This window comes from Paenibacillus sp. FSL R7-269, assembly GCF_000517865.1.
GTDB lineage: Bacteria > Bacillota > Bacilli > Paenibacillales > Paenibacillaceae > Paenibacillus_AQ.
On record NZ_ASPS01000018.1, the window covers coordinates 74,376 to 99,680 of the forward strand.

At 52.6% G+C, this 25,305-nt stretch carries 20 protein-coding genes; 6 read left to right on the forward strand and 14 right to left on the reverse strand.

The genetic code is table 11. The annotated features are described in order from the left end of the window. Positions 1-1,818 carry a family 43 glycosylhydrolase gene (locus tag C162_RS08375; protein ID WP_036693467.1) on the reverse strand — a complete coding sequence of 606 codons (1,818 nt, stop codon included), beginning with the start codon at positions 1,816-1,818 and terminating at the stop codon, positions 1-3. Positions 1,819-2,040: 222 nt separating this feature from the next. Here C162_RS08375 and C162_RS08380 point away from each other — a divergent pair, with 222 nt between their 5' ends. Further along, complete coding sequence (locus C162_RS08380) at positions 2,041-3,186, forward strand: glycosyl hydrolase family 8 (protein WP_036693468.1); 1,146 nt, start codon at positions 2,041-2,043, stop codon at positions 3,184-3,186. Between the two features lie 664 nt (positions 3,187-3,850). Here C162_RS08380 and C162_RS08390 read toward each other — a convergent pair. The 10 genes from C162_RS08390 to C162_RS08435 all read right to left on the reverse strand — a co-directional run bounded on the left by C162_RS08390 (position 3,851) and on the right by C162_RS08435 (position 17,869). Next, the gene (locus C162_RS08390) at positions 3,851-5,470 is read right to left on the reverse strand and encodes a response regulator transcription factor (protein ID WP_235218380.1); all 1,620 of its coding nucleotides are present in this window, start codon (positions 5,468-5,470) and stop codon (positions 3,851-3,853) included. After that, positions 5,454-7,223: a histidine kinase gene (locus C162_RS08395; protein ID WP_036693534.1), complete on the reverse strand. Its 1,770-nt coding sequence runs from the start codon at positions 7,221-7,223 to the stop codon at positions 5,454-5,456. The genes C162_RS08390 and C162_RS08395 overlap by 17 nt, the downstream gene beginning before the upstream one ends. Positions 7,224-7,304: 81 nt before the next feature. Next, the gene (locus tag C162_RS08400; RefSeq protein WP_036693535.1) at positions 7,305-8,183 is read right to left on the reverse strand and encodes a carbohydrate ABC transporter permease; all 879 of its coding nucleotides are present in this window, start codon (positions 8,181-8,183) and stop codon (positions 7,305-7,307) included. A gap of 56 nt (positions 8,184-8,239) precedes the next feature. Then, positions 8,240-9,139, reverse strand: coding sequence for an ABC transporter permease (locus C162_RS08405; protein WP_036693473.1), 900 nt, complete (start codon positions 9,137-9,139; stop codon positions 8,240-8,242). A 75-nt stretch (positions 9,140-9,214) separates the two neighbouring features. Continuing rightward, positions 9,215-10,942: an extracellular solute-binding protein gene (locus C162_RS08410; RefSeq protein ID WP_036693475.1), complete on the reverse strand. Its 1,728-nt coding sequence runs from the start codon at positions 10,940-10,942 to the stop codon at positions 9,215-9,217. Between the two features lie 149 nt (positions 10,943-11,091). Next, positions 11,092-11,856, reverse strand: a complete 765-nt coding sequence (locus C162_RS08415; protein ID WP_051493319.1) for a response regulator transcription factor — start codon at positions 11,854-11,856, stop codon at positions 11,092-11,094. An 83-nt stretch (positions 11,857-11,939) separates the two neighbouring features. Further along, complete coding sequence (locus C162_RS08420; protein WP_235218377.1) at positions 11,940-13,499, reverse strand: extracellular solute-binding protein; 1,560 nt, start codon at positions 13,497-13,499, stop codon at positions 11,940-11,942. A gap of 18 nt (positions 13,500-13,517) precedes the next feature. Next, positions 13,518-15,959 (reverse strand): glycoside hydrolase family 2 TIM barrel-domain containing protein, encoded by a 2,442-nt coding sequence (locus C162_RS08425; RefSeq protein WP_036693478.1) that lies wholly within the window; start codon positions 15,957-15,959, stop codon positions 13,518-13,520. A 36-nt stretch (positions 15,960-15,995) separates the two neighbouring features. Then, a complete protein-coding gene (locus C162_RS08430) occupies positions 15,996-16,877 on the reverse strand; it encodes a carbohydrate ABC transporter permease (protein ID WP_235218378.1) in 882 nt (293 codons plus the stop codon). Positions 16,878-16,894: 17 nt separating this feature from the next. Continuing rightward, positions 16,895-17,869, reverse strand: a complete 975-nt coding sequence (locus C162_RS08435) for an ABC transporter permease (RefSeq protein WP_036693479.1) — start codon at positions 17,867-17,869, stop codon at positions 16,895-16,897. A 230-nt stretch (positions 17,870-18,099) separates the two neighbouring features. Here C162_RS08435 and C162_RS08440 point away from each other — a divergent pair, with 230 nt between their 5' ends. Together C162_RS08440 and C162_RS08445 are read left to right on the forward strand one after the other, a co-directional pair. Further along, positions 18,100-18,924 (forward strand): helix-turn-helix transcriptional regulator, encoded by an 825-nt coding sequence (locus tag C162_RS08440; protein ID WP_036693481.1) that lies wholly within the window; start codon positions 18,100-18,102, stop codon positions 18,922-18,924. Positions 18,925-18,937: 13 nt separating this feature from the next. Continuing rightward, entirely contained in the window at positions 18,938-19,717 is a 780-nt protein-coding gene (locus C162_RS08445) for a helix-turn-helix transcriptional regulator (RefSeq protein ID WP_036693483.1), read from the forward strand. 62 nt (positions 19,718-19,779) lie between these two features. Here the strand turns inward: C162_RS08445 and C162_RS08450 are convergent, their stop codons facing one another. Both C162_RS08450 and C162_RS08455 read right to left on the reverse strand, forming a co-directional pair. Further along, positions 19,780-21,312 carry a carboxylesterase/lipase family protein gene (locus tag C162_RS08450; RefSeq protein WP_036693484.1) on the reverse strand — a complete coding sequence of 511 codons (1,533 nt, stop codon included), beginning with the start codon at positions 21,310-21,312 and terminating at the stop codon, positions 19,780-19,782. 95 nt (positions 21,313-21,407) lie between these two features. Then, positions 21,408-22,913, reverse strand: a complete 1,506-nt coding sequence (locus C162_RS08455; RefSeq protein ID WP_036693486.1) for a WG repeat-containing protein — start codon at positions 22,911-22,913, stop codon at positions 21,408-21,410. Positions 22,914-23,089: 176 nt separating this feature from the next. Here C162_RS08455 and C162_RS34245 point away from each other — a divergent pair, with 176 nt between their 5' ends. Genes C162_RS34245 through C162_RS08470 form a run of 3 tightly spaced genes read left to right on the forward strand, consistent with a single transcriptional unit; the run spans position 23,090 to position 24,196 of the window. Then, positions 23,090-23,596 (forward strand): TraX family protein, encoded by a 507-nt coding sequence (locus tag C162_RS34245; RefSeq protein WP_051493320.1) that lies wholly within the window; start codon positions 23,090-23,092, stop codon positions 23,594-23,596. Between the two features lie 21 nt (positions 23,597-23,617). Then, complete coding sequence (locus C162_RS08465) at positions 23,618-23,989, forward strand: BlaI/MecI/CopY family transcriptional regulator (RefSeq protein WP_036693488.1); 372 nt, start codon at positions 23,618-23,620, stop codon at positions 23,987-23,989. Continuing rightward, complete coding sequence (locus C162_RS08470; RefSeq protein WP_036693490.1) at positions 23,990-24,196, forward strand: hypothetical protein; 207 nt, start codon at positions 23,990-23,992, stop codon at positions 24,194-24,196. It abuts the gene before it with no gap. A 332-nt stretch (positions 24,197-24,528) separates the two neighbouring features. Here C162_RS08470 and C162_RS08480 read toward each other — a convergent pair whose 3' ends face one another. Next, entirely contained in the window at positions 24,529-25,017 is a 489-nt protein-coding gene (locus C162_RS08480) for an LURP-one-related/scramblase family protein (RefSeq protein ID WP_036693493.1), read from the reverse strand. Positions 25,018-25,305: the final 288 nt, after the last annotated feature.

Here is a 25,305-nt window from a genome sequence, read left to right on the forward strand (position 1 = left end):
TTAAGCAAGCACAGTCGCCTGAATCGTGCAGTTGGCGTAATCCGGATGTACATCTCTCTCCCCAGCCACATCGAGCAATGGAACGCCGTTATTGTTGTAATGGACTCTGTGGATCGCCGAGCATCTCGTTCCATGCTTCACCAGTTGCTCTTCCCCGTGGTAAAGGACTAGCGTAGTACCGTCTGTATCCTGGAAAAAGGAGTTATGCCCCGGACCGTACACCCCGTCCAGCGAATAATAAGAAAGTGCTGGCGTGCCCGCCTTGCTCCAGGCACCGGCATCCAGATAGTCGCCGCCCCGTGGAATGCTTAACCAGCCTACTGCATAGGTATATCCCGTTGCCGCCCCGCCGGAATAGGCAATATACACGGTATCTTCCGTAAGAAGCGGATACGGGCCTTCGTTATTGATCGTGCCCTGAACGTTCTCCCAGCCGAGCAGCGGACGCGACAGCAGCACCGGCTCACTGGTTAATACCGCCGGATTTGCTTCATCTACAGTGGCGATATACAGCATGGAGCCGGTATCCAGCGGCGTTCCGATCCCTTTGCGGTAAGACCAGACTACACAGGAGGTGCCGTCTGCCTTGAAATAAGTCATATCCAGCGTAATGCCGTCTGCGGCCAAAGGAGTTCCGTCCATTCGTTTCGCCCGGGCTGGTGTGCTCCAATCCCCAGCCTTCATAATATCACCGCCGGGATTCAGCTTCATAAGATGGCATTGCGGTCCCCATACCTTGCCGCCAACGGCGAACAGGATGTATAGCTCCCCGCCGATGACATGGAATTCCGGCGCCCAGAAGGTCTGGATGAAATTCAGCTCCTCATTCAGGTCCAGGATAACGGCTTCCTGGAAGCCCGGAACGAATAAGTCCTTCAAGGTATCTGCCACGCGGACATAGATGCCGATATTATTGACATTGTCATTGGTAGCCAGGAAATAATACCTGCCGTTCCAAGGGAGAATTACAGGGTCTGCATAGCCGCTTGCCAACGGGAACGGCAAGTCATATGTGACTACTTTGCCATGTATGATATGCGTTCCCGGCAAGGTGAAATCAATCCCTGTGGTATCCCAAGCGACCTGCTTATCGGCAATGGAGCCGTCCGAATACAGCGCTGTGGCTCTGACCTTTGTCAATTCGTCTGCGGAGTGGACACTGACCTGCTCCTCTACGCGAATACCGGTGTTATACACCGGGGTCCAGGCTGCCTGAACCTTGCGGCCTGTGGGACCGTCCACTGTCAGCACATTCCCAGGACGGGTTCCGGGTAGCGGCTGAACGGGCTGCTCTACCGTGTAAGCTTCCGCAGGCTCCGGCGGCGAGATCCCTTCCGGCTTTCGCAGGTCGGCCAGCCGGTTCACATAATAGTTGCCGTCGTTGTCCTGCCAGCGGATCTCATATCCGCCGGTGCTGTCCAGTATGCAGACGGCTTCTTTTACATAGCGTTCATTATCGAGCCGGACAAGCCGCTGGACATCGAAGGTCACCAGATCCGGCGAGGTCCACAGCAGAATCTGCCCTTTGCTCTCCCCGTCATCCTCCCCCGAGGCGTCAATCCTTACGGCAATCATCCCGAAAGCACCATCCTGTGTGCGGAACAGATAGGGATTTTTAAGTCCTTTTTCATGGATCACATTCTTCTCATCTACAGTGGCCACGGCAAATAATAGGCCATAGTTCCGGTTAAGCGGCTGAAATTCGTTATGATCATCTGTGCAGGCCATATGAACACTGTTGCTGAGAGACCCGGTATAATCCTGGTTCGATATGCGCGTGTAGACTGTAAGCTTCGTTAGCTCTAACACCTCATTCATAGCTCTATCACCCTAACCTTTTTATTCACCTTGCAGCATGTCCCTACCAGTATAGAGAAGCTTTTGGCGTGAAGTCCATGACATATAGACACCTAAGATTGATCTATCCTTAGATTATTGTCCTGAGCCGGAATCGTCTATAAATTATCTGGAAAACGCTTTAATCTTTATACCGCCGCTTATGATATACTTGGGCAAAATAAAATTCACCTGGAGGATGTTATGATAAATACTACAGAGGGCTCTTTTCACACAGGAGAGTACAGAAATTTGTTCCTTGAGATCGGACTGCGTCCGGAGGCGATTCAGCAGCGGCTGGAAGATACCTGGAACGAAATGTTCTACGGTGCCCCTGATGTCCGGCTCTACCATACTATGGATGATGATAAGGGTTATATCGTAGATACAGGCAATACCGATGTGCGCACAGAGGGCATGTCGTACGGGATGATGATGGCGGTTCAGATGGATAAAAAGGAGGAGTTCGACCGGCTCTGGAATTTCGCTAAAGTCTTCATGCAGCATACGGAGGGCCGTTATAAGGATTATTTCGCCTGGCAATGCAGGCTGGACGGTACAAGGCTGTCGCAAGGACCCGCCCCGGACGGAGAGGAGTTCTTCGCGATGGCACTGTTCTTCGCTTCCAGCCGCTGGGGCGACGGGGCCGCGCCGTTCAATTATTCCGAGCAGGCCAGAATCATTCTCCGCGCCTGTGTGCATAAGGGAGAAGACGGAGAAGGCCATCCGATGTGGGATCCCGAGACCCGGCTGATCAAGTTCATTCCGGAGACTCCGTTCAGCGATCCTTCCTATCATTTGCCGCATTTCTATGATCTGTTCGCCCTGCAGGCGGATGAAGCAGATCGGGCATTCTGGAAGGATGCAGCTGCCCGGAGTCGGGATTACCTGCACAAGGCCTGCCATCCCGTAACCGGCCTGTCGCCGGAATATGCGAACTATGACGGAACTCCGGCGGAACCCCAGCCGCATGGCGACTTCCGCCACTTCTTCAGTGATGCCTACAGGGTAGCCGCCAACATTGGGCTGGATTATGAATGGTTCCGCTGCGATGCTTGGCAGGTAGAGCAGTCTAACCGCATTCAGGCATTCTTCCGCAGTATCGATCCGGCCGATTACCGGCGGTATACGATTGACGGCCAGCCGTTTGACGAGCTGTCCCTGCATCCGGTCGGCCTGCTGTCCACTCTGGCAATGGCCTCGCTCGCTGCCGATGGCCCGGATACCGGGCACTTCGTCAAGCTGTTCTGGAACACCCCGCTGCGCACCGGAGAGCGGCGCTATTATGACAACTGCCTGTACTTCTTCACCATGCTGGCGCTGAGCGGGAATTACCGGATTTATATGTAAAAGAAACTAACTAGAGTTGGTTCATCACTGTACTCCTTTGACCTACTTCTGGCGGGGCTGATGGAGTATGCAGAGAGAAATCAGGGGCACTTGTGCTCCTGATTTGTTCATTTCGCCCGTGTCCGGCATATTCAGGTGCACTAATGCTCCTTATTCCCTCATTTCGCCTACGTCTAACAAATTCAAGTGCACTAATGCTCTTCATTTGCTCATTTCACCTACGTCCGGCAAATTCAAGTGCACTTGTGCTCCTCATTAACTCACTAGGCCCGCATCCACCATATCAATGCACTCATTTAGCCCAAGTCCAGCACCACCAAAGGGATTTATCCCTTTCATTTCATCAGTTACTCCACTTCCAGCACCATCAAAGGGATTTATCCTTTTCCTTCGACCATCCGGCCGACTTTTGGCTGCATTAATTGGATTTATCCCTCTCATTTACTCTCCAACGAACAATCGCTCCCCGGGCGATGGAGGCAACGCCATCCATCCCGAAGGAGCGACTATATCTTCCTTTAATATTTCTCATCCAATGTCTCTCATTCTATATCTCTCATCCAAGATGTCTCATAATTAGTATGCTCTCACCCAATAGACCTTCCCCGTCATCTCTCTCCTGCTCCACCCTCGCAAGCGGCCCCCGGCCACGAGTACAGGCCATTCAACCACCAACCACATCTGCACGGTATTCCTGCGGCGTGGTTCCGGTCCATTTTTTGAATACCCGGGTGAAGGATTGCGGGGTTACGTATCCGATTAATGAGCCGACCTCCGCGACCCTTAGCTCCCCTCTACGGAGCAGTTCCTTGGCCTGGCGGACGCGCATATCCTCGATATACTCGGACAGATTGATTCCCCGTTCCTGCTTGAACAGGCGGGACAGATAGGAGGGATTGAAGTGGATCAAATCGGCCAGACGGACCAGCGACAGGTCCTGGTCGAGATTCTCTTCTATATATAAGCAGATCCGGTCGATGACACCCGCTGCCCGTTTCTGCTCCCCGCTCTTCCTGACAGAGAACAGCAGCTCCGCCGTGTTCCGAAGATATTGGAAGGCTTCGCCAAGCGAACGGTGGATTTCAAGCTGCATCAGCCCGCTTGCCCCGATCTCCTCGTCCGCTTCCCATCTGTTCGTATACGACATAAGCATCAGGGCAATGGTGTAATACAGCTCAGTGAGATACGGATTGCATCTTCCCGGGTCCTGCCCCGCCGGTTCAGCCATCTCCCCGAACAGCTGGAGGAACTCCTCCTTGCGGCCCGCCTCCAGATGCGCAGCCAGAGTCTCCACCTTGCCCTGCATGAACCGGTCACGTACGGTATCCGGCGCCGCCGCTTCATTCAGCTGCACCTTCTGCACCATCCGCTCTCCGTCTCCTGCCCGGTAATGCTGAACCTGCCTGGCTTTATCGTACACTACCTGCAGCCTGGACCAGGCAGACTCCGCCGCACTGAGAGTGATGGCTATCCCGACCTCCAGCGATTCCCGGCACGACTGCTGAATCAGCTCGAAGGTGCCTTCAAGGAATTTAATCATCTGCTCCAGATCCTCCGGCTGCGAAGCCTCTCCCGTCCCGCCCGGCTGAATCAGCCAGATCAGGTCACCGTACCGGTCGATGACCCCGAGGCTGACCGTCCGCTCCTTGAGCAGCTTCTCCGACAGGAACTTCACCGCGAGCGCCGTCTCCCGGCGGTCCATATACGTACGTGAGGATTCAGGATCACTGATGCTGCCCAGTGCGATCAACACCGGCCGCGAAGCATCCAGCGGAATGTTCAGACGGACGAAGTCCCCGGCCATATCCTGATCCGCCTTGACGCTGTGAATGAGATGGCGGAAATAATCTCCCTGTGCCAAGGTCTCCAGTGTGTTAAGCTGCTCCTTCGACTCACGGATCAGATCATTCACCTGCATGGTGTCGTTCAGCTCTTGGAGCGCACGCATCACCGCCTCAATCAGCTTCGGATAACCTTCATTCTTGAGCACATATTGGACGCCCGGAGCCTGAATCGCCTGGTAGACATAATTGAAGTCGCTGTGTCCGGTCAGGAAGACGATTTTGCATTGCGGCCAGCTCCGGTGGATATGCTCCATCAGCTCCAGCCCGTCCATCTCGGGCATACAGATATCAGACAGGACAATGTCCACCCGGGTCCGGTTCAGCAGATTTAACGCTTCGTGGCCTGAATAGGCCTTGTAGATGTCCAGTTCAAGCTCCATTTTGCCGAAAATAACCGCCAGGCCATCTGTGATAATCTCTTCATCATCCACGATAAGCATCCTGTACACCAGAATTCTCACCTCCAGCTCTAAGAAGGATGGTTACCCTTAGTCCGCCAAGCTCACTCCGGTCCGCCAGCAAGCCGCTCTCTTCCCCGAAGGTAATGCGGATGCGCCGGTGAATGTTCACTAGGCCCGTTGTCTCCGCCTGCTCCTGATAGACATTAAGGGACTCTTTCAATTGCTCTAGCGTATCATCGGTCAGCCTATCCCCGTTATCCTCGACGATAATGCGGATGTCCGGGCCTTCCTGTGCGAAGCGGATAATGATCAGGCCCTCCATAGCTTTCTTTTCCAGGCTGTGCTTGAACGCGTTCTCAATAATCGGCTGCACAATCAGCCTCGGAACAGACACCTTCTGCAGTTCCTCGGACAAGGCATCGAACCGGACTCCAATTCTGCGGGAGAAGCGCATGGCCTGAATCTCTGTATACATTCTTGCATGGTGAATCTCCTGCTCCAAGGACACCAGATCGGAAGCGTTACGGGTGACAAACTGGAAGTATTCGCCGAGCATCGTAGTAAGCTGTTCGATCCGCTCGGTATCGCCAGTCTTCGCCATCGTGTTCAGAATGAAGAAGCTATTATACAGAAAATGCGGGTTAATCTGTGACTGCAATTGCTTCAACTCTGCCCGCTGGGCCATAATCTTCTGCTTGTACACCTGATCGATCAAGGAATGCAGATTGCTCACCATCTGGTTGAAGCGGCTGTACAGATAACGGAATTCATCCTTCGACTCATGCTGGATATGAATATCCAGATCGCCCTGCTCCATTCTCCGAAAGCTCTTCACCAGCGTCAGCATCGGCTTATGAATGAACTTGTAGGTCGACAGTGCAAAAGCTATGATGATGGCAAGCGCAGCCACACCGAACACCCAGGCCCAGGTATAGAATTTGCTTAACGGATTCTTGATAATATCCTCCGGGATGATCCGGTAAATGGACAAGCCAAGCTCCTGCGAGCCGGTCTGGACGATATAGTAAGGCGCGCCGGCAATCCTCAGCCTCTCCCCGGAGGCCACCGTGCGGATATCCCGGACATATTGGGACGGTTCCGCCCGCGCCAGCTCGCCGGTCATACTGTAGAGCGCGAATCTCGCACTATCGGAGAGCAATAGCGTTCCACTGCCGGGATACGTATTGAATTGGCCCAGCGCCGCCCGCAGCTCCTGGGTGTCCAGCTCAATCTCGACCGTCAGAACCGGCTCCGCCCCCTTGATGCCCCGCTGCTTCATCGCACTAAGATACAGGCCGCCATCCCACTCAATCACCTGGGAACGGCGGTCCCCGAAGACCGAGCGGATTTCGCGGAAGCGCTTCAGTTCAATCTCACGCACACCGCCGACCGATGAGATAGTCCGGCCTATAGTCATGATATGAACCCTGACGTCCTTAATATACGTACTGCTGTTTTGCACGATGAACAGGCGTTTCATCAGCGAATTCAGATTCTCCGTGCGGTCAATGGTCGGCAGCGCCTCCCAGGTCAGGGCTAGCTTGTTTAGATCCTCATCCTCCAGCAGACTGTACTGCAGCAGCTTCATCCGCTCGATCTCATTCTCCATATCATTTAAGTAAAAGACGGTCTGGGCGCTGGCCGAGCTTCGAATATCGCTGCTGGCCGTTTGCATAATCCATTGATACAGATAAGCGGCGAAGACAAGAATAGGCAGCATAATGAGCAGAAAGGTCACAATCAGCCGCAGAAATATCGTATTGCGCAGTGAGTAATCCTTTTTGAACAACAATCCCAGACCCCCAGCAATCATTTTCACCATTATATCCTGAATCCGGGGGGAGCTGCAGACTTATGCATAACGTCCGGGAGGTTAACCTTTGACACTGCCGAGTACAATTCCCTTCACGAAATATTTCTGCAGGAACGGATAAGCCAGAATAATCGGCAGGGAGCCGAGGAAGATCTGGGAGGACTTCAGCGTCCGGTCTGAGATCAGCGCCAGATCAAGCATGGCATCACGCGACATATTCGACAGGTTCTGCTGGATTACAATCGTCTGAATATAGCTTTGCAGCGGATAGTTGGCCGGATTCCCCATGAGCAGCAGGCCGTCGAACCAGCTGTTCCAGTGCTCCACCATCGAGAATAAGGCCAGTGTAGCCAGCGCCGGCTTTGAGATCGGCACGAAGATGGACCAGACTGTCCGGAAATGGCCGGCCCCGTCAATCAGCGCCGCCTCTTCCAGCTCCTTCGGAATCTCCCGGAAGAAGTTAAGCAGCAGCACTACGCTGAACACAGGAACTGCGCCGGGCAGTACCAGTGCCCAGATGGAATCCAGCAGGCCATACTCCTTGAGCGTGGTATACCAGGGAATCAGCCCGCCGTTGAACAGCATCGTGACGAAGAAGGCCCAGGCATAGACGCTGCGGAACCGCAGAGCATGCGATTCCTTGGATAGCGGGTAAGCGACAAGGATCGTTAACAGAAGATTCAGCGGCGTGCCGATGCCGATCCGCGTCAGGGAGACAAGCATCGACTGCCAGAATTCAGTCCGGCTCATCGTATACATATACGAGGCGAACGTGAAGTCTACCGGCCAGAGTCTGACATACCCTGCGGAAGCCGAGGCGCTTGAGCTGAAGGACACCGCTATAATATGAATGAGCGGCAGGATACAGAGCAGTGAGACCAGAATCAGAACGGTTGCGTTCAATACCGCAATCCCGTCAAAGCGTTTTTTGGGGCGAATGGGAGTCCATTCCTCCGGTTTGGGCGTTAGCTGTTGCTCCAAGGGTACTCCCTCCTCTAGAAGATCCGGTATTTGGCAAAACGGTAAGCCAGGAAATACGAACTGGAAATCAAGGTGAGCGATATGATTGATTTAAAGAAGCCGACGGCAGTCGCTACGCCGTATTGGGCATCCAATAGACCGATCCGGTAGACGAAGGTATCCAGGATATCCCCGCTCTCATAGACCTGCGGACTGTACAGATTGAAGACCTGATCGAAGCCCGCATTCAGCAGTTGACCCAGACTGAGTACCGATAGCAGGACAATGACCATACGTATGCCCGGAATGGTAATATGCCAGGTCTTGTGCCAGCGGTTGGCGCCGTCAATGGTAGCTGCTTCATATAACCCGGGATCAATGCCCGTTATAGCCGCCAGATATACAATCGTGCCGTAGCCAAAGTTCTTCCATACATCCGAGGCAATCAGCGTGAAGGGGAACCAGTCGTTGTCGCCGAGGAAGAAGATCTTGGAGATGCCGAACCATCCGAGGAATTCATTCACAATCCCGCCCGATGGAGACAGAATATCAATCAAGATGCCGCCAAGCACGACCCAGGACAAGAAATACGGCAGATAAATCGCTGTCTGCACGGACCGTTTAATCACATTACTGGCCAGCTCGTTCAGCAGAATCGAGAACACCAGCGGAATAATCAGGCCCAGAATCAGCTTGAGACTCGAAATAAACAGCGTATTCCACAGCACCTGTGTGAAGCTTGGCAGGTTCATCACATATTCGAAGTTATCCAGGCCCACCCACTTCTGATCCCCGAACAAGCCCTTGGCAGGGATGAATTTCTGGAACGCGATCATGACACCGGCCATGGGGACGTAAGAGAACAGAATGATCATCACCAGTCCCGGCAAAAGCATCAAATGAAGCGGCAGTTCTTTTCGCAGTTTTGCTCTCATCGTTATCCTCCACATCTGCAGGGCAAGAATGGAATGGAGGAAGAAAAGGTTGTTTTCTTCCTCCAGAGCAGCGCCTTATTTCTTAGTCGCTGCGTACCAATCGTTGACCTCTTGCGTAATTTGATCGCCGCCCAGCTTCTTCCAGTCCTTCACGAACTGGTCGAACTTATCGATAGGATCACCCAGAATGATTTTGACAAACATTTCATTCTGCTGCTTCTCAAGCGTTGTCTTGCGCTCAACCATGGTCGGAGTCGGAGCGCCGACGAACTTCTCCTGCAGGAACTGGTCATTCTTGATATATTGGTCGGCTATGCCCATGGAACCCTGCTCTCCATAGATCCGCTCCCAGCCCCATAGGGAGAAGCCTTCTGTTGAACCTGAAGCATAGGACTCAAGCTTCTCCTGGATTGTCTTGGCTTCACCTTTCAGGGTGGAGAAATCACCGGCCTTGCGGGCAGCATCAATCTCCCGGAACGCGTCTACGTTCTTCGTTACCGGATACGGTGTAACCGGAGACAACTGCCAGACACTCTCTGCTTCCGGCGGTGCATAGTACTTATCGAATTCGGCCGTCTCGCCCCAGTTCTTCTCCACATGCAGATTGAACAATTTAATGACCGCTTCCGGGTGTGCGGCACCCTTCTTGACCGCGAAGAAGCGGGTCGTGCTGAACTTCAGAGGTACCTTCGGCGTGTCTCCCGATTCCGAGACAATCGGGAAGGCCTGCCACTGGGCTTTGGGATCGTTGTCACGGTTGAGCTGCAGCGGCCAGATGGAATTCCATTGCTCGCCATACTCCATCCCGATCTTGCCGGCTGAGATCAGCTCGGACACCTTGCCCCCGTCCTTCACGCCGAACTCCTGATCCAGCTGCCCCTTCTTGGCCATATCCTGCAGCACCTGAAGCGCTTTCTTCACTTCCGGCTGAATGCTGCCGTAGACCAGCTTGCCGCTGCCGTCATCCACCCAGATGTTCGGGTACGCATTGTATCCGGCCATGAAGCCTTCCAGTCCCATGGCTCCGCCCCACAGATCCTTGGTGATACCGAGGCCGTAGGTATCCTTCTTCCCGTTCCCGTCGGGGTCCTTATCGACGAACGCTTCAGAGATCGCCAGGACATCCGCCATCGTCTTCGGCGGCTGCATACCAAGCTTCTCCAGCCAGTCGGTCCGAATCCAGATATACATCGACCGTTCAATAGAGGATTCCAGGCTCGGAATAGCCATCAGCTTGCCGCCATAGGTCGCGGCATCGAACACACTCGTTCCTTCTCCCGACAGCACCTTCTTGGTGAACGGGGAAGCATACTTTTCATATAACGCCGTCATATCCTCAAGCTGGTCCGAATCGGCCAATTGCTTAAGCTGGGTGGCGTTGACCGGCGTTACATCCGGCAGATCCCCGGAGGCCAGGGTGACATTGATTTTCTGCAAGTATTGATCCGAGGTCTGGCTGCCCTTCACAATCCAGTTATATTTGATCTTGATGCCGAGCTGATCCTCATACAACTTGGTCCAGCGGTTGTTATCAATCGTCTCGTCCTTCAATACGCCAAGCACGTTATTCTCTACCACATCGCTAAGATCTCTGACGAACGACAACTCAATCGGAGGATCGTATTTGCCGAGCGGACTCTCATCTACAGCTGCACTTGGCTTCGGATCATTACCGGCCGGCGTTTCCTTCCCGCCGTTACCGGATTCCAGCTTACCCGAGCATGCGGATAACAGCAGTGCAGACAACAACAGGATGGAAGTACTCTTCAGTAAGCTCTGACCTTTTCTTGTACCTGTGTTCATAGTCAACCCCCAGTTCAATTATTGTGTTCTTTATTTTGGTTACGCTTTCATTATGGAGGAGACGCCTGTTTATTGACAACGCTCACATTTTTACTTCACTTATCCGCTATTGACATAATCCCGGATGCAGCGGTTTAACTGCGCTTATCTTACAGCTCCAGCCCTCCAGCTCCGGTTGCTTCTTCACTACTCGCCGGATACTCCGGTTTGCTCTCATCACGGTAAGCGCCCGGCGTCATTCCTGTATACTTCTTGAAGACTTTAGTGAAATAATGCTTATCCTCGAACCCGACCTTCTTGCCGATGGCGTTCGCGGATAACCGGCCATGGGACCTGAGCAGCCTCTGAGCCTCCTTGATCCGAAATCCGTTCAGATAATTGACAAACGTATCGCCGGTCACTCTTTTAAACAGACTGCTGATATATTTCGGATGAAGATTCATCAATTCCGCCAGATGGTTGAGCGACAGATCGTTCATATAATGGGTTTTGGTATAGGCCAGAATGCGCTTCGCATGGTTCGAATACTCCGGATCGGCTTCAGAGGGAAGCACCTGTTCAATCCGCTCCAGCAGAGCGGCAATCTCATCCTTACCCAGCGGCTTCAGCAGATAATCCACCACCCCCGTGCGGAGCGCTCTGCGGACATATTCAAATTCATCGTAGCCCGTCAGAATAATGAAACGGTCGCAGAGTCCGCTCTCCCTGGCCGCCTCGATGAGCTCGAAGCCATTTTTCTCCGGCATATGAAGATCTGTAATGGTCACATCCGGCATACAGTCTATCATGAGCTCCAAGGCCTCAAACGCATTGTCCGCCCTGAAAACCTCCGTCCCGAGCGGCGCCGCCTCCCCGATAATCTTCACCAGCCCGTTCAGAATCAGCGGTTCATCATCTACAATCAGTACTCTCATGTTTGCCATTCCTCCTGTTGTAACGAGTATCGTCTGACGAAAAATAAGGTAGAGGCTCATCGCCTCTACCGGTTGTCCCTGATTTACTTAAATAGCTCCTTTTTCTTCTGATACGTATCGTTGGCCCAGTCTACCAGTTGCTGCAAACCCAGACTCTCGGCCGTTTTCACCAGATTCTCGTAATTGGCTACTGCCTCCGCTTCAGAGCCTGCCAGATAGATCTTGACCTTCTCATTCTTAATCATCTCGTCGATTTTGGTCTTGAGCGTCTTCTCCGCAGAATCCGGCTGCGTCTGAATCAGGCCGAGCGCCGGCTTGTAGGTTGTAATCGCCTTTGTCTCCATCAGCGCCTGTGTCTTCTGCTTGCCCGGCACATATCCTCGCATGCCCTCCATGACACCGTCATTGTACAGCACCCACCAGCCGATGCCGTTCGCATTCATGAAGTCCTGATCAGACGAATCATACTTCAGATCCGGGTGTCCCTCTTCATTCCACGTCCAATGCTCGCCCTCTACCCCGAACATCGTCAGCTTCTTCCCTTCGTCGCTGGCCAGATATTGCAGAAGCTTGATCGAGGCCTCTGGGTTCTTATTCTTCTTGGTGATGAAGGTGCCGGCGAAGCCCAGTCCTGTGCTTACCTTCTTGGCTTCTTTGGTCAATGCGCTCGGCAGCATTTTGAAGGTAAACGTACCGTTGTTTTTCTTAACCGCGCTGTTGTCCGTATCCGCAGTGCCTACGGTGTGGCCATGGGCGAACGCTTTGCCGCTTGTCGCATATTGCTCGTCGATCTGATCATTGGCAAACGCAAAGTTCTCAGCCAGAATGTAGCCACCCCGGTACAAGCTGTTCATGAATTTGAAGAACTCCAGCATTTGCGGCTGTCTGATGAAATAATCCACTTTCCCATCTTGTTCAACCCAGTTGTCAAACAGGGCCTCGGCACCGAATTGCTGGAGAAAATACTGCTCGATCCAGTTCTTGTCCAGCACCAGCGGCACCATGTCAGGATACTTCTCCTTGACCATACCGAGCACCTTCACGAAGTCATCCAGTGTCTTGATTGGGGGATTCCCCAGCTCCTTCAGGATGTCTTCACGCACCGCAATCCCCGGATTGCCGTCCCCGCCGAGCGCAAATTTATTCTTGGACATCTCTTCCTGGGTGGCGAAGGCATTGCGGACCGTATAGAAGTTGCCGTCATCCATCGTATTGATGGCAATTCGGGTGGCATCCAGCTTGAAGTCCGGCGCATACTTCTCGATCAGCTCATTCCACGAATACGACAGCTTGGCATCGGACATCCGGCCTACGTTGCTGGAGGTGAGCACCAGATCCGGCAGATCGCCTGAAGCAATCATCAGCGGGAGCTGCTTGTCGTCTGTAGCTACGGTTACATTCAGCTTAACGCCCGTCTTCTCGGTGATTTTCTCCGCAATCGGCCCTTTCCAGTCCTTGGTTGCCCACCAGGGAAAATCAATGAACAAGGATAATTCCTTTACAGCTCCAGCTCCGGGTGTTGCGGCCACTCCCTCCTGCTTGGTACCGCTGTTGTTGCCTCCGCCGCAGGCGGACAATAGTCCCAGCGTCAAGGTAACTGCCATGGTTGCCGCAAGCGTCTTGCGGCTTGTTGTCTTTGTCAATGTAATCCCTCCATAGTATTAGTTCACAGGAATATCCAGGCTAACCGGCTCCAGCCCGTCAACGCTGACTGTCAGCGTGGAGATTCCCGGCTCACCCCCTGCACGGACAACGGCCAGCAGTCTGCCTTTGAAGGAAGTGAACCAGCCGGTAGTATAATTCTCGGTCGTCTGGGGTCTGCCGGTACCGAAGCCAGCCAGAGACGCTGCGCCTTCTACCCGGGCAACCGCCGGCAGCGAGGCTTCCGGCACGCAATGGCCGGCGGCGTCGATAATCTCAACAACCGCGTAACAGAGCGACTGCCCATCTGCAGCAAGCTCCTTCTTCTCTGCAATAATCCGGATTCCCGCCGGCTCTCCGGCCGAGTGGAGCACATCGCTTGAAACTTTGCCGTCCTTGGTATAACTCACTGCCTCCAAGATACCCGGCATATAGGTAAGAACAAATCGCGCCTTGAAGCGGTTAACCTTGCCTGCGGGTTGCCTGCCCAAGCTTACACCGTTCAGAATGAGCTCGACTTCCTCAGCTGCCGAGTAGACTTCGACAGTAACAGGTTCGCCTTCATACCCGATCCAGCTCCAGGCATGCTCGCATTCCGTCCAGCCCCATCCGCTAATCAGCTCGGTTTTGCCGTAGTTTTCAGGACGGTGTGAAGCAATGAAGGTTTCGTCAGAACCCCAGACAATCCGCCGGTAAGCAAGCTGGGGGCGCGCGAAGCCGCACAGATCGAAATCCGCATCATAGGACAGACGCCAAGGGTAGGGAGACTCATGTAAGGTTTTACGCCGTTCATCCGCCTCGTCCGGTTCCGTATAGATCGTTTTGCCAAGGCCTGCTTCCCCGATGTAATCGAAGCTGGTCCAGTTGAAATCGCCGATAATATAAGGATGGCGTTCTACACCTTCCCAATATTGATCCATATCTCTGGCTATGCTCTCGGTCGAGCAGATCACCCGGTCAGGATATTTATGGGCAGCGGCATCGAATTGATGAATCAGATAGTTATAGCCCACAATATCGAGCGGAGCGCAGAAGGCTTCCGTATAGCCATCCCACACCTGCTTGCCGAACTCCGTGTCGAAGTTGACGAACCCTGCCGACTCCTTGGGCGGATTCTTGAGATCATCATAGAACCGCTGCTGATCCTCATCCCCCAGCCCGCTGAAGAATGTGCATACCGCGTTGGTAACCGGACGGGTCGGGTCCAGTTCCCTGACCCATGCCGTGAGCCGGGCAGCCCACTCATATCCGCCGGACAATCCTCCGCGCTCATTAACTTCATTGCCTGTTGACCACATGATGATGCTGGGATGATTGCGGTCACGCCGAATAAATGCTTCGATGTCAGACTTCCAGTTGCGCTCAAAATATAAACTGTAATCATGCGGATTTTTGTCCATCGTCCACATATCGAAGGCTTCATTCATCACAAGCAGGCCCAGCCGGTCGCAGGCATCCAGCATATCCCTTGACGGGGGATTGTGGGCGCAGCGGATGGCATTGTATCCGTTATCCTTGTGCAGCTTCATTTTGCGGTACTCGCTGTCGCTGTAGGAAGCGGCGCCAAGAATCCCGTGATCATGGTGCACACAGCCGCCTTTCAGTTTGACCGTGCGCCCGTTCAGCATCAGACCGTTCTTCACATCAACAGTGAGCGTCCGGATGCCAAACAGAGTGCTGTCACTGTCATAATGTTTATCGCTTCCATTCAGAGATGCAGTAATGCGGTACAGAGACGGGGAATCAATATCCCAACATTCGGCATGCTCAACCGCGACTGTCACCCGGCCCACGGCTTTCCCGGCCGCAGGTACATAGACTTGCACCCTTCCGCTTCCCGCCTCAGCTCCTCCGGCTTCCTTCTCCAGTTTGAGGTCTACCCACACACTGTCGGGGGTATCCGCATGATTCGCTACCGTTGTCTCCACAATAATGAACGCTGTGCCGCCCACGATATGCGAGGTGCGGGCATAGATTCCCCATGGTACGATATGCAGCTTCGGACTGGTTAACAGATCGACATGGCGGTATAGGCCTGACCCCGTGTACCAGCGGGAGTTGGGCTGTGCGGCATTATTCACCGTCACCGCGAGCCGGTTCGGCTTACCGGGCCTCATATAAGGCGTGAGGTCAGCATGGAATGGCGTATATCCGTAATGATGCTGGGCTACGGTATGCCCGTTGAGTACCACAGTGGTGTTCATATACGCGCCGTCGAATTCGACCAGCACTCTTTTTCCCTCAGCCTCGGCCGGGATATCCAGCATCTTGGTGTAAGTACCGATCCCGCCGCCGTAATATCCGGTTGCTCTCCCGCCGGGAGCCTCCGCCCACGTATCCGTTTCAATCGTGAAGTCATGCGGCAGATGAACGATCCTCGTCTGCATGTTTTCCTTGCTTTGAATGTGAAACGGCTTCCCGTGTTCAAACTCCCAATTCCGGTCCAGATTCTCTCTAAGCAATGTTTATCTCTCCCTGTTTTGTTTTCAGCATCCTGATTAACCTTTGACAGAACCTAACATAATCCCGTGTACAAAATACTTCTGCAGGAACGGATACACGCAGATGATCGGCAAGATGGAGACGACCATCGAGGTGACCTGCAAGGAAAAGCTGGTAACTCCGCCGCCAGGCCGGTTGGCTACAGCCACCGAATCCATCGGGGCATTGCTCTGGTTGATGATCTCCATCATGCGGAACGTAAGCGTCCTCAGATTCTCGGATTGGACGAAATACGCGGAGTCCAGCCAGGAATTCCACTGGCCCACCCCCATGAACAGTGCCATTGTGGCAAGCAGCGGCATCGAGACCGGCAGGATGATGCGGAAGTAGATCACGAATTCGCCGGCGCCGTCCATGTGAGCGGATTCCTTCAATTCACCGGGAATCTCCCGGAAGAACGAGATGGCGATGAGCAAGAAAAACGTATTCAGCATAGAAGGAACAATGTACACGCCAAACGAATTCAGCAGCCCCAATGAACGCAGCACCACGTAATACGGAATCAGGCCGCCGGAGAAGTACATCGCGAAGATAATCAAAGTGAAATAAAATTTACTGAACAGCAGATCCCGGTGAGACAGCGCGTAGGCTACGAGACTGGTGAGCAGAAGACCGAGCGCGGTGCCGGAGACCGTGCGGGCCACAGTAACCAGGAACGCCTTCATCCATTTGGGGTCTTCCAGGAAAATCCTGTAGTTCTCAAAGGTTACACTCCGGGGCCATAAATACATTCCACCCAATAATGTGTCAGATCCCTTGTTAAACGAAGCAATCAGTACATAATAAAAGGGATATAGCATGGTCAGGGCAATAATGGAAAGAAGCAAATAAACGATGCTGTCCATGACCAGATCTTTTTGTTTTTGACTCTTGAGCACAGTTAACGCTCCTTTCTCTAGAATAGACTTGAGCCAGAGACGCGCTTCGCAATGAAGTTACTGGAGAAGATTAGAATGACCGAGATAACAGACTGGATTAAATCAATCGCACTTGCATAAGAGAACCGGCCGTCGCTTAACCCCACCTTGAACGCATAAGTCTGCACGATTTCCGAGGTCGGATTATTAATACTGTTCCCCAGCAGATACGCCTGCTCAAAGTTAGAGCCGACCAAGCCGCCTCCAAGAATGCTGCCGATGGTCAGAACCAGCACGACGACGATGGTCCCCTTCATTCCCGGAAGTGTGATATGGCGGATGCGGGCCAGCCTGCCAGCCCCGTCAATCTCAGCGGCTTCGTAAAGTGAAGGATTGATGCCTGTAATCGCGGCCAGAAAAATAATCGTCCACCAGCCCATCTCTTTCCACACGGCACTCCCTACAGCGAGGCCCCAGAAATAATTCGGACTCGTCAGAATATTAAGCGGCTGGTCGATGAACCCGGCTTGCAGCAGCGCTTTGTTCACAAGCCCCATATCTGCGGACAGGAACGCATAGGAGACTCCGACCACTACTACCCATGAGATAAAATGAGGCAAATAGCTGATCGTCTGCACGAACCGCTTGAACGGCATGCTTTTCACTTCGTTGAGCAGAATGGCCAGCACGATAGGAGCAGGAAAGGCAAAGATCACCTTTAGGAAGCTGAGCACAAGTGTATTCCTGACGATCTTACCGAACTGATAATCATGGACAAATTCATCGAAATACCGGAACCCTACCCAATCACTTGTAAAAATCCCCTTGATCCCGTCGGAAATGCTGTAGTCCTTAAACGCCATCAGAATACCGAACATTGGAGTGTAGGAAAAAATCACCAGAAAAATCATGCCGAGCCCGACAAATAAATGGAGCACTCTTTGTTTTTTAAACCGCTTCCATATCTGGCCCCGGTGAACCTCTGCGCCGGTTAAGTTTGTTTCGAGTTGCATCATTCGTTCCTCCTTTACCTGTAGTTTATCTCCCTGAGGATGGCAGCGTAAGCTAACATTTTCTAGAAAGCGTTGTCACTTTTATATATCGGGCACCGTTTTCTGAAACAAAAATATATTATTGTTTTCATTATAATGATCAATAATCCTTGACGAAATAATAATATTATACTATTAATGAAACTATATTAAGATTTTGTCTGGTAAAAGAAGGGTGGGGTGGCGGCTGCATGAAAACTTATTATTTACCCAATTTTACGGAATTCCGTTTTTTCTGCTTTCCGCATTCTATCGGAAATTTCATCCGGCCGGACGATCATAATGTGAACCGGCCGAATGGGGTCAGAGATTTCAGTTTGCATTATATCGCCAGTGGAAGCGGGGATATTGAAATCGGGGATAGAACCTTCACATTAGGCGCTGGAGATGCCTTTCTCCATTTCCCGAACGACCGTATGCGATATTATTGCTCAGAGTCAGACCCGTGGAATATTTTCTGGATTCAGTTTAACGGCAATGCACTCCCGGCTTACTTTCTGGATAACCGGTATACCAGTTCTTCGATCTGGACGCTGAAGAACGCTTCCCTCCTGCATTCGGCATTTGAAGATTTATTTCATGAGGTTGAACATTATAATTTCCTCCGCCCCTCCCGGATCTCAACCTTAACCTATAGCGTAATTATTGAATTTGTGAGCAATTCGCTTCCATTCTCATCCTACCGCAGCACCAATCATCTGGATAAAATAACGGCTCTGTTGCCCAAAATGCAACAAAAAGCCCACCTTCCATTTGAGCTGGAATGGTGGGCGGGTCAAGCAGGGCTGACACCGAATTATTTCTGCAGCCTGTTTAAAAAGGCAACGAAAATGACCCCTGTCACTTATATCACCAAATGCCGGATTCAAAAAAGCAAGCAATTATTGCTGGCCCATCCCTCTATGTCCATCAAAGAGGTTGCCATTCTCTCCGGGTATCCGGGCATCAGCTACTTCAACAAGAAATTCATGGAATCCGAAGGAATTACGCCAGGTGAATTCCGCGAGATTCATTAGGAGGAGTACGGAAATGGCCCTTATTCACTATGTCGAGTGCAATACGATACACGCCTCTAACTTCGTTGTAGATGTTCCCGCTGGTGCGCACTGGCTCCTGGTCATTACCAAGACTCCGGCGCTATTCTGGGTGCATGGCGGACTCCAGCAATACCCTGCCCACAGCGTAGTTCTCTACCAGCCGCAGCAGAAAGTGTATTATCAGGCATGCGCCAGCCAGTTCATTAATGACTGGATCCGCTTTGAATCCAATGAGCCTTATGTTACGGAATCTCCGCTTCCCCTAGGTATCCCCTTTGCGCTTAGCGACCCTGACTATTGCCAAAAACTGCTTGAACTTCTCGCCAGCGAGCACCATATGGGCGGGGACTGCAAAGCCTCCTCCATCGATCTGCTCCTGCGCGCGCTGTTCAACAAGCTGTGGGAATCCTATTTCCAGGACAATATTACCCCGCAATACTATAAGCTGCTGAAGCTGCGCACGCTCATTCAGACGAACCCCGGAGAGTACTGGACCGTGGCCAGAATGGCCGGTGTGCTTGAGATCAGTCCAGGCTATCTCCAGAGTATCTACAAAAAAAACTTCGGACTCTCCTGCATGGAAGATGTCATTAACAGCCGCGTCCGCATGGCCAAGGAATACCTCGTCCACAGCGCCGAGAGCATCGCCGATATCGCCGCACGGTGCGGCTATCCGAATGTGGAGCATTTCTGCCGGCAATTCAAGCAGGTGACCGGGTGTACACCGCGAAATTACCAGAGACAGGCCAGGGCCGGGGCTTCGCCGCCGTGAATCCAGAGCTTATCGGGCTTCCGGCCGCTGCCCGTTAGCAGCCAGCTTGAATCACGTCCATCTCAGACCGGGCTGCCAGCCTTCTTGAAATACTGCTGCACCAGAAAATTCATGATAGCGCCTGGTTGTTCTCTAGAGAACTCCGCCTTGTCTGCGAACAGCATCCCGTAAGGTGCTTCCGGGGTGTACGGCTCCCAGCGCGGCAATTCTTCGCCTGTAGAATCCTGGCCGTTCGGGTCACCGGTACGGATGAAGTGTGCGGTATAATTGCACATCTGGCGGGCCAGATCATAATGCTTGCCGACAAACGGCCGCCAGCACTTGGCCAGCGTCTCGAAGAAGAACCACAGATCTACCGAGTGGAAGGTGCCCGGGTTATCCCATCCCGGAATCTCCGCATCGAAGTTATAGTAATAGAGCGGCGTTTCGCCTCCGGTATCCGCGTTCGCCTGCGCGGCAATACGAATTGCGTGTTCGATCCCGCTTACCGCTGCCCGCTCCGCCGCTTCCTGAACGGCATCCGGCCGTGCGCCGCTAAGCTTCAGGAAGGTCTCCGCATCTTCCCCGAACATGTCTGCCGCAAGCTGCTTGAGCTCCTCGTAGGACTGCACATTCGGAGTGCTGAAGAATTCGGAGGAGGTATGGCCGAGCATAACCGGCACCTTCAGGCGTCTATTCTGCACGAACAGATCGAACGGATTCCCCACTTGGAACTTCTGGTCGGCAACAGTCCCCCAGAAGCCGCCAAGTGCTACTGCCTTGTCCCGCAGATAGACTGCATCCAGCTTCCGCGCTTCTGCCAGTGAGGATACACCTAAGTATTTGAAGAACTCAATTCCGTCCTGCTCCCCGTCCTGCAGCGTTCCCCGGAGCGGCGGCAGCAGGGTACCTGGATACAGGTCCGTGAAGATACCGCTTTCAACAATCGCACGCTGAAACAATCCTTCGTTCTGCGGAGAGGTAAGCTGGCTCATGACACTGCCGCCGCCTGCTGACTGTCCGCCGATGGTAATGTTGTCCGGGTCGCCGCCAAAGGCTGCAATATTGCGCTTCACCCAGCGGGTTGCCGCCTGTTGGTCAAGGTTGCCGAAGTTAGCGGGCGCCTCCGGCGATTCCGCCGTAATCTCAGGATGGCAGAGGAAGCCGAAGATATTCAGCCGGTAGTTAATCGTCACCACCACAATCCCTCTGCGGGCAATCCGTTCGCCGTCAAATTCCATCTCTGCCGGATGGCCTACCTGCAGCCCGCCGCCGAAATACCATACATAGACGGGGAGCTTCTCGTCCGCCTGCTTGGCCGGGGTCCATACGTTCAGGTACAGGCAATCCTCGCTCATCGCAATATCAGGCTCCACTGCCCATTCACGGGTATAGATATTGTTATCATCCAATTCCTGTCTGACCTGCATGGAGACCGGTGCGAACTCGTGGGCCTGCAGCACGCCTTCCCAGTCTTCGGCAGGCTGCGGTGCCCGCCAGCGGTTCTCGCCTACAGGCGGAGCTGCGAACGGTATTCCCTTGAAGCTCGTAATCCGGGGATCGGCTGCGGGCAAGCCTTTGACCGTACCATTCTCCACATTGACCAATCTAAGCATATTACCGTCTCCTTCACATCCACATAATTGCTTACCCCCAAATTCTAATAGACCCCCTGCCCCAAAACAATGATCTATGCGGGATCATAATTGATCTATTCTAACATGCCGGTGCTCCACACCACTTTACCAGCTTTATTGATCAGATGAGCTTCGTAGACATCATTATAATCAATGAACCCTTTGCCCGCCCCAGCTTTAAAATTCCACATATATGAGTACATGGGTTTTACAATCACCTGTCCTGCGACAGTCTTGAAGCCATATCCGCCCGTATCATTATACGAGACAATACCATCACCGAATCCTGCAAGCTGGCCGGTTCCCGGAACGGTGATGATCTTCCCCTTGGTATCGACAAGACGATGCGTATAATCATGCTCGCCCCTCAGCGTAAGCAGAATGTGCCCGTCCCGGAACTGTCCGAGAAAAGTACTGCCGCTGCTATACTGGGGCTTCACAATCCACTTGCCTGCGGTATCAATGAGACCGCTTTTACCGTTCAAAGTTGCGGTAGCAATTCCCTCCGAGAACGGGGTTGCCGACTCATAGATGGGCTTGATCACCCACTTGCCTGCGGTGTCAATGAAGCCTGTCCGGAGGACTCTTTTGCCGCCTGCCGTGGTTCGTACGGTTACAACCGCCAGTCCATCCGAGAAGGACTCACTGTTCTGCAGCCCGGGGATCGGCGGGATCACCATCTGGCCGTTGTGGTTAATATAATAGGTTTTGCCTGCTCTAGTCACCTTCGCCAGCCCGTCCGAGAAATCCTCCGCCCGATTGTAGATCCCCGGAATAATAACCTTACCCGCACGGTTCATGTATCCCATTCGTACAGTGACTCCACCGTTCTCAGTGTTGACCAGATCCTTGAACCAGGCCAGTCCTTCACTGAACAGTCCAAGCTGATAGTGCGGAGCATCAATGACAAGCTCCCCTGCACGGTTCATGTATCCGGCTGTATAACCGGATTTCTTCACTGGAAGCAGGTCATCATAACCGAAGTCCAGCGGGGAAGTATATAGCGTCTGCAACTTCTCCTGCCCCTGGTTGTTCACGAATACGGTCTGGCCCTTATCCTTGAAGCTGAACCAATACTGGCGTTCCAGTTGCTCCTTCGCATCCCCAGATACGGGACGAAGCTGAATGAAGTTAGTGCCGGGAACGGTAGAGTGGCCTTGGCCGCCCATCGCTCCAGCTAATGCCAGATCAATAAACCATGCTCCGTTAAAATTGCGCGGAATCTGTGCCATGAGCTGTATTTTGGCACCGCCTTCATATTCGAGCAAGGCCGTCTTGGTGCCCAGCCGGATGATTGTTCTAAGCCCCTCTTGAGGAGTCAGCACAATCTCCTTGTTGTTCACCGACACGAACGTATAACCAAACCGCTCCGCGATGGAACGAAGAGGCACCATGACCGCCCCATCCACCTCTACCGGCCCCTCCGGCAAAAATAAATGCTCACCCTGGTCAAAGATCTCCCAGCGGTCGGCATGGGCCGTGGCCCCGCCAAGTCCGAAACAAGCAGCCAGTGCGATCAGGCCTGCGGCCAGAACCGCCGTGAGCGGGTGCTTTTGAAGAAAATAATGATGTAATTGCATAAGGAATGTCCTCCTGTTGAGTATTGCAGAATGGTTAGAACTGGAAGCTACTGATATAGATGCTTACAAGGCAGATTAGTTGCACAATATTGACAACACCATTCTACTGGGATAGAATAAATACAAATATTCTATTGCAATAGAACCGAAGGCGCGCCGTACCCTGGAGGCACTATGTGTTAAACCGTACATTTCCCGGGCAATCAGAGGTCTGGTCGGTCTTGTACACCATTCTCTCATTCGGCTCAAGCCTGATTGGCAGGCTAGCTGCCCCGATCTTTATGTACTGTATCGTGCTGGGATTCATACATACCCGTAATGTGCATAGATACATAGCAAGATTACTGGGCTTTGCGCTGATATCTCAGCTCCCTTATATGCTGCTGTTCGGTGTGACTGTACCCCGGATATATGGGATGGAGCCTGACCCTTGGGGAGAACCTCTTAACATCCTGTTCATCTTGTGCTTAGGGCTGTTCACCCTATGGATCTATAAATATCTGTGCAGATTTCACGTGTCATGGGGGCTGCTCGCTGTGGCAGGATTAGTTGCCTTAGGCTGGCTGCTGCTGGTTGAGGGAGGGAAAGGCGATGTTCTGATTATTTTCCTGTTATATATACTGAGAAGCTTGCCAAGAAGGCATCGGGTGGTTCATGCCACTATGAGCGTAAAATATTCATAAAGGGAAGAGGAGTGTGCAGAAATGGCTGTGAAGCTGTTCGATTCTGAACTGAAGGTCATGCAGATATTATGGGAATTCGGGGAAACAACAGCGAAGCGGATCGCAGAAATCCTGAAGCAGGAGACTGGCTGGAGCAAGACTACCACATACACCGTCATCAAGAAATGCATTGAGAAAGAGGCCATTCAGCGCGTAGATCCCCAGTTCGTCTGCAAGCCGCTAATTACCCGAGAGCAGGCGCAGGCGCAGGAAACGTTGGAGCTGATTGATAAAATGTATGGCGGTGCTGCTGACAAGCTTGTCGCCTCTTTGCTGGACCGTAAGATGTTATCCGCAGAGGAAATCAGCCGTTTAAAGCAGCTGGTGGATCATTTGGAACAGGAGGAGAGTTAGATGGGCATCGGAGCTATGAGCGCTTCTGCTTCGCTGCTGATTGTTGCGGTTGCCGCAGTTCGCGCAATAGGACGCAACACCTTGCCGAAGTACACCTTTGTCATCCTCTGGGCCATTGTCCTGGTGCGGCTGCTGCTGCCTTACTCGCTTCCGCATCAGTTCAGCTTGTTCTCCCTTATCAGGTGGCCCAGCCCGGCTACCTTATAAGGGACCGGGGTGGGAATCATCACCGGAATAGGAGGATCGGGGGCTGCACTGCCAGTTGGTATCCACCGGCTGATTACCGGAATATGGCTGTGCGGAGTGATGTAACGCTAATTGTGGCTACAAGCATTGTCCCTTTGACTGAAGCGCGCTTCATTGAGACGCAGACCGTAACCAACAGCTCCTTCTTCTCAAGTGATACCTATACTGCACCAGGTACTAAGAAAGTCTTGCACGGCGAATCCTTTACTGACGAATCCTTTACTAATGAAATCGGACTCACCGAAGGAACTGATCTCACTTATATTCACCTATCCGGATCGTTGGAAGAATAACTACTGACTAGAAGCCGAGGCTTCATCACTCTTCACACAATCAATGGCAACCACAATCGCGATGATGATAGCCTCCAGCTCCTCATTGAGCACTTGCACACTGTAGCTGTCTCCCCAGGTGAACCACTTCTTGTTCACTTCCCCGACGACGGCCCCGCGCTGCAAAACCTGGAAATCCATGTCCCACCAGTTCCCGTGCACCTCAATATCCGCCGAATCTATCGAATAGCGCGCCTTGAAGAACGACAGCTCCTTCTTGATCGTCAATACCTCACGGCCATCCACTTCCACGAAGAACTTGGGCAGGAAGCTGAACACCTTCTTCGTAATCTGTGCAACTTCCCTTCCGCCGGCATTCATAACCGAGAAGGTCTTGGGAATCCGCATGAAGCTGCCCTCCACGTAATACACATCCTGCTCCCGCTCATCCTTCACCGTGAACTTCTCGCCTATGCTGAATACCTTTTGCTTGATGTAGAGCTGTTTCATGGTTGGTGTCCTCCAATCCTCATTAAATTTATTACCCTTAAACGGAGATATAACTCTAGCTTAACCCCATTTTGGCTAAGCTGCATGTGCCTTTTTTAACTAAATCGCAGCAATTTAATGGCACAAATCCTTGCTCTGACTCTGTAATCCCTTTAAGCACAAGCAAAAAACAGCATTGTCTCCGCTCCTCGTTTAGAGGAAGAGAGGAATGCTGCTTTTCATGTTCCCTGCAATAGCCGTGCTTTGAGTTTGCAACCGGACAGGCCGTTCCTTAATCGGCGGATCTAC

What these genes read in the sequence shown, in the direction of transcription:
- C162_RS08410 (WP_036693475.1), bottom strand. Translation starts at nt 10,942, where the DNA reads ATGAACACAGGTACAAGAAAAGGTCAGAGCTTACTGAAGAGTACTTCC.
- C162_RS08445 (WP_036693483.1), top strand. Translation starts at nt 18,938, where the DNA reads ATGGCCCTTATTCACTATGTCGAGTGCAATACGATACACGCCTCTAAC.
- C162_RS08405 (WP_036693473.1), bottom strand. Translation starts at nt 9,139, where the DNA reads ATGAGAGCAAAACTGCGAAAAGAACTGCCGCTTCATTTGATGCTTTTG.
- C162_RS08375 (WP_036693467.1), bottom strand. Translation starts at nt 1,818, where the DNA reads ATGAATGAGGTGTTAGAGCTAACGAAGCTTACAGTCTACACGCGCATA.
- C162_RS08415 (WP_051493319.1), bottom strand. Translation starts at nt 11,856, where the DNA reads ATGAGAGTACTGATTGTAGATGATGAACCGCTGATTCTGAACGGGCTG.
- C162_RS08450 (WP_036693484.1), bottom strand. Translation starts at nt 21,312, where the DNA reads ATGCTTAGATTGGTCAATGTGGAGAATGGTACGGTCAAAGGCTTGCCC.
- C162_RS08380 (WP_036693468.1), top strand. Translation starts at nt 2,041, where the DNA reads ATGATAAATACTACAGAGGGCTCTTTTCACACAGGAGAGTACAGAAAT.
- C162_RS08470 (WP_036693490.1), top strand. Translation starts at nt 23,990, where the DNA reads ATGGGCATCGGAGCTATGAGCGCTTCTGCTTCGCTGCTGATTGTTGCG.
- C162_RS08440 (WP_036693481.1), top strand. Translation starts at nt 18,100, where the DNA reads ATGAAAACTTATTATTTACCCAATTTTACGGAATTCCGTTTTTTCTGC.
- C162_RS08435 (WP_036693479.1), bottom strand. Translation starts at nt 17,869, where the DNA reads ATGCAACTCGAAACAAACTTAACCGGCGCAGAGGTTCACCGGGGCCAG.
- C162_RS08390 (WP_235218380.1), bottom strand. Translation starts at nt 5,470, where the DNA reads ATGCTTATCGTGGATGATGAAGAGATTATCACAGATGGCCTGGCGGTT.
- C162_RS08465 (WP_036693488.1), top strand. Translation starts at nt 23,618, where the DNA reads ATGGCTGTGAAGCTGTTCGATTCTGAACTGAAGGTCATGCAGATATTA.
- C162_RS08455 (WP_036693486.1), bottom strand. Translation starts at nt 22,913, where the DNA reads ATGCAATTACATCATTATTTTCTTCAAAAGCACCCGCTCACGGCGGTT.
- C162_RS08480 (WP_036693493.1), bottom strand. Translation starts at nt 25,017, where the DNA reads ATGAAACAGCTCTACATCAAGCAAAAGGTATTCAGCATAGGCGAGAAG.